At 47.6% G+C, this 14,482-nt stretch carries 15 protein-coding genes and 1 tRNA gene; 10 read left to right on the plus strand and 6 right to left on the minus strand.

Annotated elements, in window-relative coordinates; all coding sequences use genetic code 11:
- The first annotated feature begins 32 nt into the window (after positions 1-32).
- On the plus strand, positions 33-2,840 hold the full coding sequence (locus QMA35_RS06620) for a hypothetical protein (protein WP_281646353.1): 2,808 nt from the start codon (positions 33-35) through the stop codon (positions 2,838-2,840).
- A 13-nt stretch (positions 2,841-2,853) separates the two neighbouring features.
- On the opposite strand, the gene QMA35_RS06625 is transcribed toward QMA35_RS06620, so the two are convergent.
- Positions 2,854-2,930, minus strand: a tRNA-Arg gene (locus QMA35_RS06625).
- A 369-nt stretch (positions 2,931-3,299) separates the two neighbouring features.
- Here QMA35_RS06625 and QMA35_RS06630 point away from each other — a divergent pair.
- From QMA35_RS06630 to QMA35_RS06640, 3 genes are all read left to right on the plus strand, one after another.
- The gene (locus QMA35_RS06630) at positions 3,300-3,752 is read left to right on the plus strand and encodes a c-type cytochrome (RefSeq protein WP_281646354.1); all 453 of its coding nucleotides are present in this window, start codon (positions 3,300-3,302) and stop codon (positions 3,750-3,752) included.
- A gap of 160 nt (positions 3,753-3,912) precedes the next feature.
- Positions 3,913-5,031 (plus strand): polyamine ABC transporter substrate-binding protein, encoded by a 1,119-nt coding sequence (locus tag QMA35_RS06635; RefSeq protein ID WP_281646355.1) that lies wholly within the window; start codon positions 3,913-3,915, stop codon positions 5,029-5,031.
- Positions 5,032-5,151: 120 nt separating this feature from the next.
- A complete protein-coding gene (locus tag QMA35_RS06640) occupies positions 5,152-6,405 on the plus strand; it encodes an EAL domain-containing protein (protein WP_281646356.1) in 1,254 nt (417 codons plus the stop codon).
- Here QMA35_RS06640 and QMA35_RS06645 read toward each other — a convergent pair.
- The gene (locus QMA35_RS06645) at positions 6,398-6,622 is read right to left on the minus strand and encodes a cysteine-rich CWC family protein (protein ID WP_281646357.1); all 225 of its coding nucleotides are present in this window, start codon (positions 6,620-6,622) and stop codon (positions 6,398-6,400) included. The genes QMA35_RS06640 and QMA35_RS06645 overlap by 8 nt on opposite strands.
- Positions 6,623-6,963: 341 nt before the next feature.
- Between QMA35_RS06645 and rpsF the strand changes: the two genes are divergently transcribed.
- From rpsF to dnaB, 5 genes are all read left to right on the plus strand, one after another.
- Complete coding sequence (rpsF, locus tag QMA35_RS06650; protein ID WP_281646358.1) at positions 6,964-7,383, plus strand: 30S ribosomal protein S6; 420 nt, start codon at positions 6,964-6,966, stop codon at positions 7,381-7,383.
- A 53-nt stretch (positions 7,384-7,436) separates the two neighbouring features.
- Positions 7,437-7,661, plus strand: a complete 225-nt coding sequence (gene rpsR / locus QMA35_RS06655; protein WP_281646359.1) for a 30S ribosomal protein S18 — start codon at positions 7,437-7,439, stop codon at positions 7,659-7,661.
- Between the two features lie 55 nt (positions 7,662-7,716).
- A complete protein-coding gene (locus QMA35_RS06660) occupies positions 7,717-8,580 on the plus strand; it encodes a hypothetical protein (protein ID WP_281646360.1) in 864 nt (287 codons plus the stop codon).
- A 28-nt stretch (positions 8,581-8,608) separates the two neighbouring features.
- Positions 8,609-9,055, plus strand: coding sequence for a 50S ribosomal protein L9 (rplI, locus tag QMA35_RS06665; RefSeq protein WP_281646361.1), 447 nt, complete (start codon positions 8,609-8,611; stop codon positions 9,053-9,055).
- 168 nt (positions 9,056-9,223) lie between these two features.
- A complete protein-coding gene (gene dnaB, locus QMA35_RS06670; RefSeq protein WP_281646362.1) occupies positions 9,224-10,624 on the plus strand; it encodes a replicative DNA helicase in 1,401 nt (466 codons plus the stop codon).
- Here the strand turns inward: dnaB and QMA35_RS06675 are convergent.
- Both QMA35_RS06675 and QMA35_RS06680 read right to left on the minus strand, forming a co-directional pair.
- The gene (locus QMA35_RS06675; RefSeq protein WP_281646363.1) at positions 10,533-11,855 is read right to left on the minus strand and encodes an MFS transporter; all 1,323 of its coding nucleotides are present in this window, start codon (positions 11,853-11,855) and stop codon (positions 10,533-10,535) included. The genes dnaB and QMA35_RS06675 overlap by 92 nt on opposite strands.
- A gap of 49 nt (positions 11,856-11,904) precedes the next feature.
- Positions 11,905-12,084 carry a hypothetical protein gene (locus QMA35_RS06680; protein WP_281646364.1) on the minus strand — a complete coding sequence of 60 codons (180 nt, stop codon included), beginning with the start codon at positions 12,082-12,084 and terminating at the stop codon, positions 11,905-11,907.
- A 338-nt stretch (positions 12,085-12,422) separates the two neighbouring features.
- Between QMA35_RS06680 and QMA35_RS06685 the strand changes: the two genes are divergently transcribed.
- The gene (locus QMA35_RS06685) at positions 12,423-12,560 is read left to right on the plus strand and encodes a hypothetical protein (RefSeq protein ID WP_281646365.1); all 138 of its coding nucleotides are present in this window, start codon (positions 12,423-12,425) and stop codon (positions 12,558-12,560) included.
- Positions 12,561-12,688: 128 nt separating this feature from the next.
- Here the strand turns inward: QMA35_RS06685 and QMA35_RS06690 are convergent, their stop codons facing one another.
- Both QMA35_RS06690 and QMA35_RS06695 read right to left on the minus strand, forming a co-directional pair.
- Positions 12,689-13,084 (minus strand): Lrp/AsnC family transcriptional regulator, encoded by a 396-nt coding sequence (locus QMA35_RS06690; RefSeq protein WP_281646366.1) that lies wholly within the window; start codon positions 13,082-13,084, stop codon positions 12,689-12,691.
- Positions 13,085-13,102: 18 nt separating this feature from the next.
- A complete protein-coding gene (locus QMA35_RS06695) occupies positions 13,103-14,377 on the minus strand; it encodes a bifunctional O-acetylhomoserine aminocarboxypropyltransferase/cysteine synthase (protein WP_281646367.1) in 1,275 nt (424 codons plus the stop codon).
- Positions 14,378-14,482: the final 105 nt, after the last annotated feature.

Consider the following 14,482-nt stretch of genomic DNA (forward strand, 5'->3'; position numbering starts at 1 on the left):
AGTAAATAACTTGAAACAGGGAAGTTTTACCCATGAGTGAACAATTACGGTTTCATGCAACTTCGGCACAGAGCAGTAAAGTAAACGCTCCCCAAAAAGACGCAGAACAACAAACCACTGAAGCATCTTACCGAGGAGGAAGTGTTACGCCGGCTCATCAAAGAAAGAAGATGCTATCAGAATCCAGTGACACGGATTGTTTGACGCCTAAAGCGACCGAAAGAGACGTTTTCGTTCTCCCTGCATCTACTTCTGTTCGAGGTGAGCTTAAGCCGAATGACAAAACTATAGGAACAGTGAAACAAACAGACGCGGGAAGACCTGCAAGCCAAGAACCTCCCGCAATGGCCCAGCAAGTCTTCAACTTCCCGAACTCGATGGTTGTTGAGGTATTGCAAACTGCTGCTATTCCAGAAGGTATCCAGATAGGAAACGAGCTGGCACAAAAATATGAAGGATTTTCCAGACAGGTCAGTAAGTTTCCAGCAAATGCATTCGCAAAAGAGTCAGAAGCCACGGCCTACAAAACCAGAACAGAGGCTTCGATTTCTTCAGTTGCACGTTTTTATTCAAGTGATGAGCCTGAAGATACCGCTCATGCAGAAACAAACACCTCAAGTATGAATCATGCTGAAAAAGTTATGCGTTCCCACCAAGATCGCGTGAGCCTCATTTATTTAAAGTCGATTCTAGCAAACCGATCCCCAGCTCCCCCCAAAATCAATGTTTCTTTAAGAACAGACCCTCTGCCTGTTGAAAAGGGAGCGTTTTTTATTCCTTTCGATAGTGACGTTGTAATCAACGGAAAAGATGTCACATCATCCGACCCCAAATATAAAGACTGTTCACGCAGCAGTTCGGTGTGCTCTCTAGTGCCCAAACAGTCTCAAGCAACGAGCTGTAGGCGAGATCCCAGTTTACATCTTGAGGCTGTGAAGAACTCTGACGTCGTTCTGCAGTTACAGCTATCGGACACCGAGTTTCTGCCTTTCTATAGCAGCCGTTATCACATGACTTTGGAGAGTGAGGAAAAGATTGATGAGTATCAGGCTGCAAGTTGTATTCGTGCTTATGTTGAAAAGTTTGCGCCTGGAGCATCCGTAGTTATTGATACATTAGCTACCGATGATGCCTTTGATGAGCTTGTTGATAACTTAAAAACAGTATACCAAATACAGCCTGACACTTCGGGGCATAAAGGGACTGGCAGTGAGATCAAAATAACTCTGATTAACAGCGACAAAATAAGAATTGATGCAAGGGTTGGTTTTGACCGTTACTGCATCGCAGGTAATGATGAAGTTCACAAAGGGTTTATCCAGCTAAGGCGCAGTTTGGAAATATCCAAAATCAGGGGTGTTTGGGTTCCTGGCTGGTGTAACTGCGTGTATGACATAACCACCAACCGTAGCTCTTATAGAAAGCAGAGACGGGCATCTGGCCTGAGTCCAGGGAGTTCTTCCAGCCACTCATCCAAAAGCAGCTTATCGTCGGCGAAGAGCCGGAGTTTGGGAAAAAGTCTGGATACTCTCAGCCGAAGCTCAACAGCTCTTCATAGAATTGTTGTGACACCAGACCCAGCCTGCTCCTCGAAAGCGCCTCCCCGGCGTTCTGTTTCGATGGAGAAAGATACTCACCTAACTGTCGTACCACTTCACAGCAGGGGTGGATCGGAAGACCTGTCTGCTGAGGGTTTCACAGAAGGGTTATTAGCCCCCCATTCGACAGTATCTTCCAAGTCTTCTGTATTGTCTTCTCCTGAATCTGGTAGCAGCTCTGGTCTATCTCTACAGCCTCTGGCACTCAGCTGTGAAGTTTCTTCAGATAGCAGTGAATTGGACACTACGGTTATTCGCTACAAAGGGGGATGGTGCCATACAAATGTATCACCAACCGAGGCTCTCTACAGGATGCATGTTGCCAGTGAAATAGCTTCATGGTCTGAGGTTACTCATAAGCTGAGTGAATCTGCAGACATGGCTAAGCAACTTCGACAAATGAATACCAAAATGCCATTTCCTCATCACTACGGGAAAATGCAGGAAAAGTCTTTAGGTGGTGTCGAAAATATATCTGAAAGAACCAGTTTAAAGGAAGAAGCTATCTCTTCTGAGGTACAAAAAGAAATGCAGGCCAAATTCGAAACAGCATGGTACAAAAGTTTGGAAGAGTTGGAGAGGAAAGTTACTGCATACCGATGTGAGATGGATATGCAAAAGCCTCCAATGAAAGGGCTTTCTCCAGATCAGGCCAATGCCGTAGAAGATTTTTTCACAGAAGTTCGAAAAACTCGGAATGAGTTTATGGAATCATCTGCAAAGTTAGATCACCTCTTGAAAGGAGGAAGTCACTCTTTTGGTGTGTACAGGGAAAAAATCTCAGAACTTGCTGCGCTGAAAGTGCAGCTGAATCAGCTGAATAAAAGAAACCGGGCTGATCAAACCCAAAGAGGAAAAACATTCTTTCAGAAACTGGAAGCAAAAGTTGGAGTGAGTCCCAAGTCTGCTTTGGGTAGGTATATGGAACTGCGTAAACAGGAGTTTTATTCAATCGGGCTCCTCTGTGCTGTGAAGCTCGATCTCGCTATTTCACGTTTATCTATAAATGCCCAGCTAGGAACAGAAACAGAAACGCAGGACTGTGTGAGAGAGGCTGTTTCAAACGGGTCACACTTGAACATGGAAGGTATGCAGTATGCTTTGGAAACAGTTTGGGGCAGTTATCTGGAGCGAGACCTGGAATGTAGATTCGACGAGAAAGTGGCTGACTTAGCAGGAACAATGAAAAGAAAAGGTGGGCAATACAAACAAATGTTCTCTTCTCATGGAAGAGTCACTTAAAGTCAGTGAAACATGGCGCACCCTAGAGGATTCGAACCTCTGACCTCTGCCTCCGGAGGGCAGCGCTCTATCCAGCTGAGCTAAGGGTGCATGTCACATGTTGACTTCCTGAAGCGAGCTCCGGAAAGCGGCGCCAATAATACTCAGGAGACTTGCGCAAGTCTACGGCTTTTTTGAGGATACTCAAGCGCTTGAACGCTTTTAGAGCCACGACTTACCCACCTCTTCGGCTTTTACCTTCCGGAATGCGTTTTACTCATCTTGACTGGGCTCCCGCATCATTGTTGCGAAGGTAGCATTTGTCTATAATCGCAACCGGCGATAACAAATGGGCCAGTCTTTTACGTTCCTGCGCATGCCAAACCCGAAGAACAAAAACCTTGGGGGATTAACAAAACATGCCAGGAAAACTAAGGCGGATTCCCGAATAAGTCCGTGAGCAATAATGAGGAAAGGCGAGTGGCAAACGTCAACAGGATGCGTGCTGTGAAGGTAGCTGTTTTGCTGGGGGGCATGATGACAGGTCTGGTGATGGCTGCACCGGCTGAAGTCGATAAGATTACCCGTGAAGAAATTGCCGAGCGTATCGCACCTGTTGGTGAGGTATGCCTGGAAGGCCAACCATGTGCGACAGCGGCACCTGCTGCTGCAGCCAGTAGCGGCCCTCGCAGCGGTGAGAGCGTTTATAACTCATATTGTACAGCCTGCCATACAGCTGGCATATTGGGAGCTCCCAAGAAGGGTGATGGTGCAGCATGGAAAGAGAAACTGGCTACAGCCGGTTCTTATAACCAATTGCTGACTAACGCCATTAACGGTATACGTTCCATGCCTCCTAAAGGAACCTGTGCTGACTGTTCTGAAGATGAAATCAGTGGTGCAATTGAGTTTATGAGTGGCCTCAAGCCCTAACGTAACTCATACGTTCTATGAAGAGCTGTTTGGATGAAAATCTAAACAGCTTTTTTATTGCCTGAAAAGCCTTGAACCCCGTTATAAAGCTGTTATTCTCCGCCGCCGTCTCAAACTCTCTTTATACTTCCTTTCCACTGTTTTCTGGAGAACCCCTGCCATGGTTCGTATTTCCAGTGCGCTGCGGGCAACCTGCCTGCTCTCTGCCCTTGCTGTTATTCCCGGTTTTGTTCAGGCTGAAGAAAAAAGTAATGCCGGTGAGCTCTATATCTACAACTGGTATGACTACATTTCACCGGAAACCATTCCAGATTTTGAGAAACAGTCTGGCATCAAAGTCACTTACGACGTATACGATAGTAATGAAGTACTGGAAGCCAAGCTGCTATCTGGCCGCAGTGGTTACGACATTGTTGCCCCATCCCATGACTTCCTTGCTAACCAGATTAAGGCCGGTGTGTATGAGCCTCTGGATAAGAGCAAGCTAAAGAACTACAGCAACCTATCCCCAGAAGCCATGAAGCTGATGGATGCCGTAGACCCTGGCAATAAGTACGGAGTCCCTTACCTGTGGCAAACCACTGGCCTGGCAATCAACCCCGCCAAAGTGAAAGAGTACGCCGGCAAAGATGCGCCTATCGACAGCTGGGCTCTGGTTTTTGATCCTAAATATATGAAGAAGCTTGAAGGCTGTGGTGTTGCATTTATGGATGCGCCGACAGAAGTCTTCCCGGCGGCTCTGCGCTTCATGGGCAAAGACCCTAATTCCCGCAGAAGTGGTGAATACCGCAAGGCTACGGAAATGCTCTCTAAAGTCACCCCTTACGTAACTTACTTTAACTCTTCCAGAGCGTTGTCTGATCTGGCGAACGGCGATATCTGTGTGGCGATTGTCTGGTCTGGCGACGCCTTGATTGCCGATGAACGCGCTCAAAACGCTGGCAACGGAGTACATGTTGAGTATGTGATTCCTAAGGAAGGTGCTGCTGTTTCCTATGACGTTATGGCAATTCCAAAGGATGCCCGTAACAAGGAGAACGCTTATAAGTTTCTGGATTACATTCTTGAACCCAAAGTCATTGCCGGCATCACTGACTATGTTTACTACGCCAACCCCAACAAGGCCGCCACTCAATACGTAGATAAGGAACTTCGTCAGAATCCCGGCGTTTACCCTTCTGGCGCTATTGAGAAGAAGCTGTACATCTTTAAACCTCTGGACAGCAAGTTACGTCGTCTGGTTTCCCGTGAGTGGACGCGGATAACCACCGGCCACTAGTCCAGCTCTTCCCAAGTTAACCGTTGCTTCCACGGAGTACAGCCATGGAAGCAATGGTCGATATATTTTCTGTCGGGACATCTTACGCTCAGGGAAGCTGATGACTTTTTACAGGAAAGCATGGGATTTTCAGGTATCGGGAGAGGCAACTCAGGCATGACCGATGAAGGTAAAGGGCTGACTCTTCTCGTAGTTGAAGACAACAACTTCCAGCGAGCTATAGCTACAAAGGTTCTCGAAGACCTGGGTTGCGAATGTGTTCTATCCGCAGCTGATGGCGATGACGCCCTGAGACAGATGGTTGCCCACCCCGACCCCGTTCACATCGTGCTCAGTGATCTTGATATGCCCGGCATGGACGGCGTTGAATTTCTGAGGCATGTCGCAGAACAAAAACTCGCCGGCACAGTCGTCATTGCCAGCGCCCTTGATTCAGCACTGATACATACCGTTGAAGATATGGCCCAGGAGCATGGGCTACAGGTTCTCAGCAACATTGAGAAGCCAGTCACCCGCGATAAGATGCGCCGAGTTATTGAACAGTACCGAAAAGAAGACAGGGCAAGAAACCCAGAAAAGTGGTCTGACTCTTTCTCGGAAGAAGATATCATCCATGGTCTGGATAACAATGAGTTCGAAGTCTGGTATCAACCCAAAGTAAGAATGAGCGATGGTGCCTGGGTTTCTTCAGAAGCATTGGCTCGCTGGAACCATCCGGAGCACGGAATTGTTTTCCCGGCCCGCTTTGTTCCGGTTATGGAAAAGTCCGGCATTATCGACCAGCTGACATGGAAGCAGGTTCACGAAATCGTTGAGCACCTTTGCCAATGGCAAAGAGAAGGGAAAGACATTTCTGTTGCGGTTAATCTCTCACCCACACTCCTCGAAGATATGGATATGCCTGGGAAGTTAGAAGAGATTATGGCCCACCATGGGGTTTCAACTTGCCGTATGACTCTGGAGCTGACTGAAAATGTTGTGATGAGAAATATGGCTCGAAGTCTGGAGACTCTTGCCCGACTGCGTATAAAAGGATTTTCCTTATCTATTGATGACTTTGGTACCGGCTTCTCCAATTTTCAGCAGTTAAACCGCATCCCATTTTCTGAGCTAAAAATTGACCAGTCCTTTGTTATGGGGCTTGGTGTAAAAGAGTCCTGCAAAACCATTGTTCTCTCAAACATTGAGCTGGCTTCCCGTCTGGGGCTAAAGACCGTGGCTGAGGGGGTTGAAACGCCTGAAAGCTGGCATGAACTCAAATCCATGGGATGTGATTACTCTCAGGGCTATCTCATCGCACGCCCAATGCCCTTCAATAAACTAGCGGCATGGGAAAAAGACTGGCGGCAGCGCTACCAGTCTTTAACTAAATAACAGGAGTCGAAAGCTCTTCAGCTTTCTTCAGTTTTTCCAGGCAAGTTTTACAAAGACAGGATTTCTCAGATAATCCTTCAGGTCTGGTTCCCAAACGGGGAAGATCAAAACACCAGCACGTGTCCTTTCCTGCCACAACACCACACCCCACTGCATCACCACACCCTACTGCATCACCACAAAGTGGGCAGGTATCTTTTTTTCCACGGTTACTCATAAATGCTCCTGCCAGGAACCCTTCGATTTGCATAAAAAAAAGGGCTACTTTCATAGTCTGCAGTGTAAAGGGAGCACTTACATCAGGGAAATATCGGATTATCCCGACCATATTCAACACCACTTCGGGACAAATACAGCGCCCAATTCGCTTGCGTGGCTCTGCCCCCTTCTCTAAAATGCCCGGTTCCTGTGATTTTCAGTGGCGACACTGTTCTCACAGATACATTTCCCGGAAATATCCTGAAGGGTATTTCCATTACTCCTTGCCTTACCTAGCACCGAAAACTGGATTCAGCATTTCGACGCACAAGGAAGGCTGATAACCCGTAAGGAGCAGTCATGCGTCATTACGAAATTGTGTTCCTTGTACACCCTGACCAGAGCGAGCAGGTTCCCGCAATGGTTGAGCGTTACAAGAAGCTCATTGAAGAAGATAACGGTTCTGTACATCGTCTGGAAGACTGGGGTCGCCGCCAACTGGCTTTCCCAATTCAGAAGATTCACAAAGCTCACTACGTTCTGATGAACGTTGAGTGTGGCGATGCAGCTCTGGCTGAACTGACCAGCAACTTCCGTTTCAACGACGCTGTTATCCGTAACATGGTTATTCGTCGTAACGAAGCTATCACCGAGCCTTCCATCATGATGCAAGCTGATGAGCGTCAAGAGCGCCGCGACGACCGTCGTGAAGATCGCCGTGAAGAGCGTCGTGAAGCTCCTGCTGCCGACAAAGCTGCTTCCGAAGAAGCTGCAGAATAACCCAGGTTTAAGGCCTGATTTCAGGATAACCGTCTAATAAGGAGACGTTGCAAATGGCACGTTTTTTCCGTCGTCGCAAGTTCTGCCGTTTCACTGCTGAAGGCGTTCAGGAGATCGATTACAAAGATCTGAACACCCTGAAGGCGTACATCACCGAAACCGGCAAGATCGTACCTAGCCGTATTACTGGCACCAAGGCTCGTTACCAGCGTCAGCTGGCTACTGCCATCAAGCGTGCTCGTTACGTTGCTCTGCTGCCTTACACCGATCGCCACTAATCGATCAGGTAAGACAGAGCGGCAGTTCTTAGTAATCGCCGCCATGGAGTGAATAATGCGTGCGCTGAGTGAGTTCATCATGCGTGGAAGATTACAGGCTGCATTTGTTGCAGTGCTGGCTTCTGCTACACCCATGATGTTCTGGCTGAGCGCAGCAGCTGTCGCGCTGGTTACACTCCGGCGTGGTTTTTCAGATGGTTTGCAGGTTGCTCTCTGGGCAATTCTTCCAGCCATCGCCTGGACATGGGCCGGGCAACCTTTAGGTTTGCTCTGCATCGTTATCACAATGGTTTTAGCCATGTGTTTACGACGTACCATGTCCTGGAGCAGTACACTGTTGGGAGTGCTGCCAACGGGTTTAGTTGCCGCATGGTGCGTAGTAACTTACTACGGCCCGCAAATGAACGTCGTTGTTAGTGCTTTCCATAAGTTTTATGGCTCGGATTTCAGTACTGCTTTCGCTCACGGAGCGAAACTGACAGACACCGAATTTCGAACCTTGATTGAAGCCAGTTTTTTGAAAAGTGTTTCCCTTACCGCCTGTATCAGTTCTGTACTGTCACTGGTGCTGGGGCGCTTCTGGCAATCCCGCCTCTATAACCCTGGTGGTTTGCGAGAAGAATTGTTAGAACTTCGCTTTTCGCCCACAGCATCATTCATTATGTTGCTGATGTTAACAGTGGTTTCTTTTAGCCCAGGGTTAGTAGCAGCTGCCATGCAACCTGTTACCATCGTTCCCCTGCTTGTTGCCGGAGCAGTGCTTGTTCACGCTCTGTTATGGAAGCAAGGGATGGGGCAAAGCTGGTTTGTACTGTTTTACATATTGCTGTTAGCGGTTTATCCCGTGGTTGTATTACTGGCCTGTCTAGACAGCCTGCTGAATATTCGAGCTCGTCTCGAACACAGGATGTCGGACTAATCCAATTTCTGGTGAAAGGTAGATACAAATGGAAGTTATTCTTCTTGAAAAAGTCGCCAACCTCGGCGCACTGGGTGACAAGGTTAAAGTTAAAGCTGGTTATGGCCGTAACTTTCTGGTTCCTTTTGGTAAAGCTGTTCCAGCTACCAAAGACAACGTTGCTCAATTCGAAGCTCGCCGTGCTGAGCTGGAAAAAGCAGCTAATGAGAAGCTTGCTACTGCACAACAGCGCGCAGAACAACTGGATGAAATCGAACTGACCATCACTGCCAAAGCTGGCGATGAAGGCAAACTGTTCGGTTCTATCGGTACTCGCGACCTGGCTGAGTCTATCTCTGCCGTTGGCGTTGAAGTTGCCAAAAGCGAAATTCGTCTGCCTGCTGGTCCTATCCGTACCATCGGCGAATTCGACATCGCTCTGCAGCTGCACACTGATGTATCTGCAACTGTTAAGGTATTCGTTGAAGCTGAATAAGTTTCACGGCTTTTAGCAACAACTGCTATCAGCAACGAACGCCTATACAAAAAAGCCGCTGCCATCTTATGATGTCAGTGGCTTTTTTTATTTGTTTTACCCGAGCTGCCCCAGCCGGTAATATAATTTTTCTTCCAGATTTACGTTAGACAGGTTTCCACCACGCTTATGCTGGACACAGAGATCTCCAGAGAACTGCCTATTGATGAGGCTCTGGCCTCCCTCAAAACTCCGCCGCACTCCATTGAGGCTGAGCAGTCGGTACTTGGTGGTTTAATGCTGGATAACGAAGCCTGGGATAAGGTCGGGGATAAAGTCACAACAGATGATTTCTATAACCCCGCCCACCGCCAGTTATTCGAATGCGTACAAGCTCTGGCTCTGGAGTCTAAGCCTTTTGACCCCATTACTGTTGCTGAAGAATTGGATCGGAAAGGTCACCTTGAAGAAAGTGGTGGCATTTCTTATCTGACAGAACTGGTTGAAAGTATTCCCAGCGTTGCCAATCTTCGAGCTTATGCCGAGATCGTTTACGAACGCTCCGTTCTTCGGCAACTGATCAGCGCATCCCAGCGAATAGCAGATGCTGCCTATGTTCCGGAAGGCCGGAAAGCCGATGATGTTGTTGAGATGGCGGAACGGGAAGTTTTCAACATTGCTGAATCCCGAGCCAAAGAAGGTGGTCCGGTAGGCGCCCGAGAACTGCTAAAGAGAACTGTCGAGAAGATTGACGAGCTGTTCAAAACCACCGGTATGATTACCGGCTTGACGACTGGCTTTAAAGATCTGGATGAGATGACATCCGGCTTTCAACCGTCCGATATGATAGTTGTCGCAGCCCGTCCTTCTATGGGTAAAACCACCTTCTCCATGAACCTTGTTGAGAATGCGCTGTTGTCATCTGACGACTGTGTTGTGGTGTTCAGTCTGGAAATGCCTGCTGAACAGTTAATGATGCGGAGCCTGTCATCCCTGGGGCGCATTGACCAAGGTAAAGTGCGTACAGGTAAGTTGGAAGATGAAGACTGGCCCAAACTTTCCAATGCAGTAAAAAGCCTGAAAGAGAAAAAACTTTTTATCGATGACTCCGCAGGTATAAGTCCACAGGAGATGCGTACCCGTTTGCGCCGTATTCATCGGGAACATGGCAAAATCGGCATGGTAATGATCGATTACCTGCAGTTAATGCAAATCCCCGGTTTCAGTGAAGGTCGAACCAACGAGATTTCTGAGATATCCCGCTCCATCAAAGCAATGGCGAAAGAGTTTGAATGCCCGGTTATTGCTCTTTCTCAGCTAAACCGATCTTTGGAGCAACGCCCTAACAAACGCCCTGTAAACTCAGACCTCCGTGAATCCGGAGCGATTGAGCAGGATGCAGACGTCATTATGTTTATTTACCGGGATGAAGTGTACAACCCGGATACCGAACACAAAGGCGTTGCAGAAATCATTATTGGTAAGCAGCGTAACGGCCCTATTGGCTCTGTACGTGTTGCCTTCCTGGGTCGTCTTTCCCGCTTTGAAAACCTTGCTCCGGAGGCTTACGGCAATTTTGTTGATGATTAAAAATCATCGCTATGAAACCACATAACCCAGCAAAGACAAGAACATAGCCTGTTCCATAATTGGTGGCTGTTTTCTCTGCGATATAAGTGGCCAGTAGGGGCGTCATGCCACCACTCAGTGCAAAACCGATATTGTAAGACACTCCTGAGCCGGTATAACGGATATCTGTTGTGAACTGTTGACTGAATATCCACATACTACCTGCGCACATCATTGCCACCAGAATAGAACTGGCTACCAAGGCTAACTGTGGCAGTCGCGACATGTCGGATAAAATAAACTGTGTCATTGGCAGGCTTATACAGATGATGGCCAAATAGGACATAAACGACAGTCGTCCACACCACTTGTCGGCCATAAAACCAAAGAACAAGCTGAGCAAGGCAGCAACAACACATGTTGCTGAGCTCAAAAGAGTTATGAATTCATCATTTGTCGGAAATTGCCTTCCAAGCCAAATGGGAAGGAATACCAGCAGGTAAATAGAAGTAAAACCATGGGCCATGGTAGACAGCATACCGGTAACCACAGCCTTGGGGTGATTGGCAATGAGGTGCATTAAAGGTACAGCGTGTACGCTTTTGTTTTTTTGTATAGCCAGAAAGCCCGCGGTTTCTCGAAAGTGGGTACGAATTAGGTAGCCAATAATCCCTAACCCTCCACCAATCATAAACGCAATACGCCACCCCATTTCCACCATAGTTTCAGGTGACATCAAGGCTTTGAGTAGGGCATGAATCAAATGCCCCAGTGCCAGCCCAAAAATCATACCGCAGACAACCGTACAGGATGCAAATGCTTTCCGAGTCGGTAAAATTTCCTGGGTATAAGTGAGTGCACCACCAACTTCTCCCCCCATTGACACCCCTTGAAGCAGACGAAGCCCCAGCAGCAGAAGCGGTGCGGCAGCTCCCAGAGTGGAATACCCGGGCAGCAAGCCTATAAATGCTGTGCTGGCAGCCATTAACAGAATAGTTACCGAAAAAGGTTTTTTTCGCCCATGTCGGTCACCAATATGGCCGAAAAGAGCAGCACCAAAAGGTCGGGATAGGTAACCGATACCAAAAGTGGCAAACGTCAGAAGAAGTCCGCTAACGTCACTTTCGTTAGGGAAAAAGATTGCGCTGGTGTACGGTGCCATCAGCGCATAAATCATAAAGTCGTAGGTTTCCAGCGCACAGCCAATGGTACATACCAATAGCATGCGATATTGACTGGCGTTGGTTTTCATTGCGACCTCTCCCATTGCAACTTTCCGACATAAGGCCAAAGAAACTAGATCAAGCTTCTATAACTTCCCAGTCGCTTTGATGGGTGTCGGTTTGGATTTTCTTCAATCGAACTGCATTGTTGGCGAGAAAGTAGAGAGCCCCCTGACGCGCATCAACCAGTTGCACGCCATAGGCGTTAGATGTTGTTGCTCCAAACAGGGCATCACGAATACTGTCGAAGAATGACACTGTGCAACCCGTGCAATATCCACAGAAGCGGGCAAGTCTAGCAGTGGTTTGGATTACCATTGTTGAACAGTAGAAAGCAAAACGGATGCAAGCATCTGGAAACCTGCATCCGTTTTAGAAACAACGTGTTCAGGCCGGGAAAGCACCTTCCCAAACAATCTTCTGATAGTTAACCGGGTCAGTATTACCTTCAGTGCTGAGAACAGCCTTACCTTTCTCCTTTACGATTAGATGAAACCCGTGGACCACTGGAAAAAGATCTTGATGTTTTAGCGACCGCCGTCAGTGCTCAACTAGACGCTACAGAGAAAACACTCAGTAATGAATCAAAACCAGTGATGAAAAAGTTAAGAAAGCAGTGGCACTATATAGAGCCACGATTCACTAACTACACTGAAGGTTTGTCGCCATTTATTATTGATCGGATTGGAAGTCAGATGGTCAGCCAGTTGCAGGCTTTGGATAGCTCTTCATAAACAGGGTGTTACCGAACTGTCGCCTATAGTGGTAATGAAAGGCTGCGCTTAATAGTCTTCATTACCACTTGAGTCTCAAACTGCTTTACATTGGCCGCATTCAAAAGGTAAGCCGTCGCAAACCGCTCTTACTCATCCATGTTTTCTGCGCTCAAAATCATCACAAAGTCACTGGCACCCGTTACGTAGTAACATTGAGAAACTAAAGGGTGTGCTCTCATTTCCTGCTCAAAACGTTGGTGATGAATCAGCGATTCTTCATGAAAGGTTACGGTAGTGATAATGGTGAAAGGGCGACTGGCTGCTTTGGGAGAAACAACGACAACTTCCCGCTCAATAACTCCAATCTTTCTCAAGTGCTTTACTCGCTGCAGACAGGCGCTGGGAGACAGCCCAACCTCTTCAGAAAGCTGTTCAGCTGTATAGCGGTTTTCCTGCAGAAAACTATGAAGAGCCAGGGTACTGAAAAGTGGAAGAATAGCGTCTGATACAGAGCATAAAACCTGTAGGGTAGTAACCTTCACAGGTTTTATGAGAGCACATTAGATAGAAGCAGCGAGGGCCTGTTCCAGATCGGCAAGAATATCGTCGATATGTTCAATACCAATTGAGAGACGCACCATATCCCGGCTTACACCCGCAGCTACCAGCTCTTCGTCGTTCAGTTGGCGGTGAGTTGTAGAAGCTGGATGGCAAGCCAGCGACTTGGCATCACCAATATTTACCAGTCGCGTTACCAACTGGAGGGCATCAATAAACTTAGCTCCCGCTTCCTGCCCACCTTTGATACCAAAACTGAGAATGCCTGAAGCCTGGCCATTCATATACTTCTGGCACAGCTCATGATCTTTTGAGTCTGGCAAACCAGAATAATTAACCCATTCCACCTGAGGGTGATTCTGCAACGCATTGGCAACCGCCAAAGCATTGAAACAGTGACGCTCCATGCGTAGAGAAAGGGTTTCAATACCCTGCAAAATCTGGAAGGCATTCAGAGGGGAAATTGCCGCACCAGTATTACGCAGAGGAACAACACGGGCACGACCAATAAACGCAGCCTCGCCCATAGCTTCTGTGTAAACTACTCCGTGGTAAGAAGGATCTGGAGTATTCAGAACAGAGAAGCGTTCTTTGTTTTTTGCCCAAGGGAATTTAGCAGAATCTATAATCACACCACCAACAGAAGTACCATGACCACCGAGATACTTGGTTAATGAGTGAATAACAATATCAGCGCCAAACTCAAAAGGTCGCAGCAACGCTGGGGACGCAACGGTGTTATCAACTATCAATGGTACTCCTCTGGCGTGTACAGCATTAGCCAAAGCTTCGATATCAACAATATTGCCCAGTGGGTTACCAACTGATTCACAAAACACTGCTTTGGTGTTGTCATCAATCAGAGCAACCAATGCATCAATATCATCGTGGGGAGCCATACGCACTTCAATACCTTGCTTAGGCAGGGTATGTGCGAACAGGTTATAGGTTCCGCCGTAAAGCTTGTTGATACTCACGATATTGTCGCCAGCTTCGGCAATTGTCTGAATCGCATAAGTAATGGCGGCCATACCGGATGCTACAGCCAGTGCACCAACCCCCCCTTCCAGAGCGGCCATACGCTCTTCAAGAACAGCAGTTGTAGGGTTCATGATGCGGGTATAAATATTACCGGGAACTTTCAGATCAAATAAGTCCGCACCATGCTGAGTACTGTCAAAGGCATAAGATGTGGTCTGGTAAACAGGCACAGCTACGGCCTTGGTTGTCGGCTCGGGTGAATAACCGGCGTGAATTGCTTTCGTTTCTATTTTCATGAAGTCTGTCTGCGGATTTTTGATTGTAATTTTCGCGGAATCAGGTTACCGAACAAAAGCACCGAATTGGAAGAGCTGGGCTAACCTGAAAAGAGGGTTTACTAA

Origin of the sequence: Parendozoicomonas sp. Alg238-R29, assembly GCF_947331445.1 — a bacterium.
GTDB lineage: Bacteria > Pseudomonadota > Gammaproteobacteria > Pseudomonadales > Endozoicomonadaceae > Sansalvadorimonas.

Bases quoted from the DNA above. Each gene is read 5' to 3' on its own strand.
- rpsR (WP_281646359.1), top strand. From the start codon at position 7,437: ATGGCACGTTTTTTCCGTCGTCGCAAGTTCTGCCGTTTCACTGCTGAA.
- QMA35_RS06620 (WP_281646353.1), top strand. From the start codon at position 33: ATGAGTGAACAATTACGGTTTCATGCAACTTCGGCACAGAGCAGTAAA.
- rplI (WP_281646361.1), top strand. From the start codon at position 8,609: ATGGAAGTTATTCTTCTTGAAAAAGTCGCCAACCTCGGCGCACTGGGT.
- QMA35_RS06685 (WP_281646365.1), top strand. From the start codon at position 12,423: ATGAAAAAGTTAAGAAAGCAGTGGCACTATATAGAGCCACGATTCACT.
- QMA35_RS06695 (WP_281646367.1), bottom strand. From the start codon at position 14,377: ATGAAAATAGAAACGAAAGCAATTCACGCCGGTTATTCACCCGAGCCG.
- rpsF (WP_281646358.1), top strand. From the start codon at position 6,964: ATGCGTCATTACGAAATTGTGTTCCTTGTACACCCTGACCAGAGCGAG.
- QMA35_RS06640 (WP_281646356.1), top strand. From the start codon at position 5,152: ATGGGATTTTCAGGTATCGGGAGAGGCAACTCAGGCATGACCGATGAA.
- QMA35_RS06645 (WP_281646357.1), bottom strand. From the start codon at position 6,622: ATGAGTAACCGTGGAAAAAAAGATACCTGCCCACTTTGTGGTGATGCA.
- QMA35_RS06660 (WP_281646360.1), top strand. From the start codon at position 7,717: ATGCGTGCGCTGAGTGAGTTCATCATGCGTGGAAGATTACAGGCTGCA.
- QMA35_RS06675 (WP_281646363.1), bottom strand. From the start codon at position 11,855: ATGAAAACCAACGCCAGTCAATATCGCATGCTATTGGTATGTACCATT.
- QMA35_RS06635 (WP_281646355.1), top strand. From the start codon at position 3,913: ATGGTTCGTATTTCCAGTGCGCTGCGGGCAACCTGCCTGCTCTCTGCC.
- dnaB (WP_281646362.1), top strand. From the start codon at position 9,224: ATGCTGGACACAGAGATCTCCAGAGAACTGCCTATTGATGAGGCTCTG.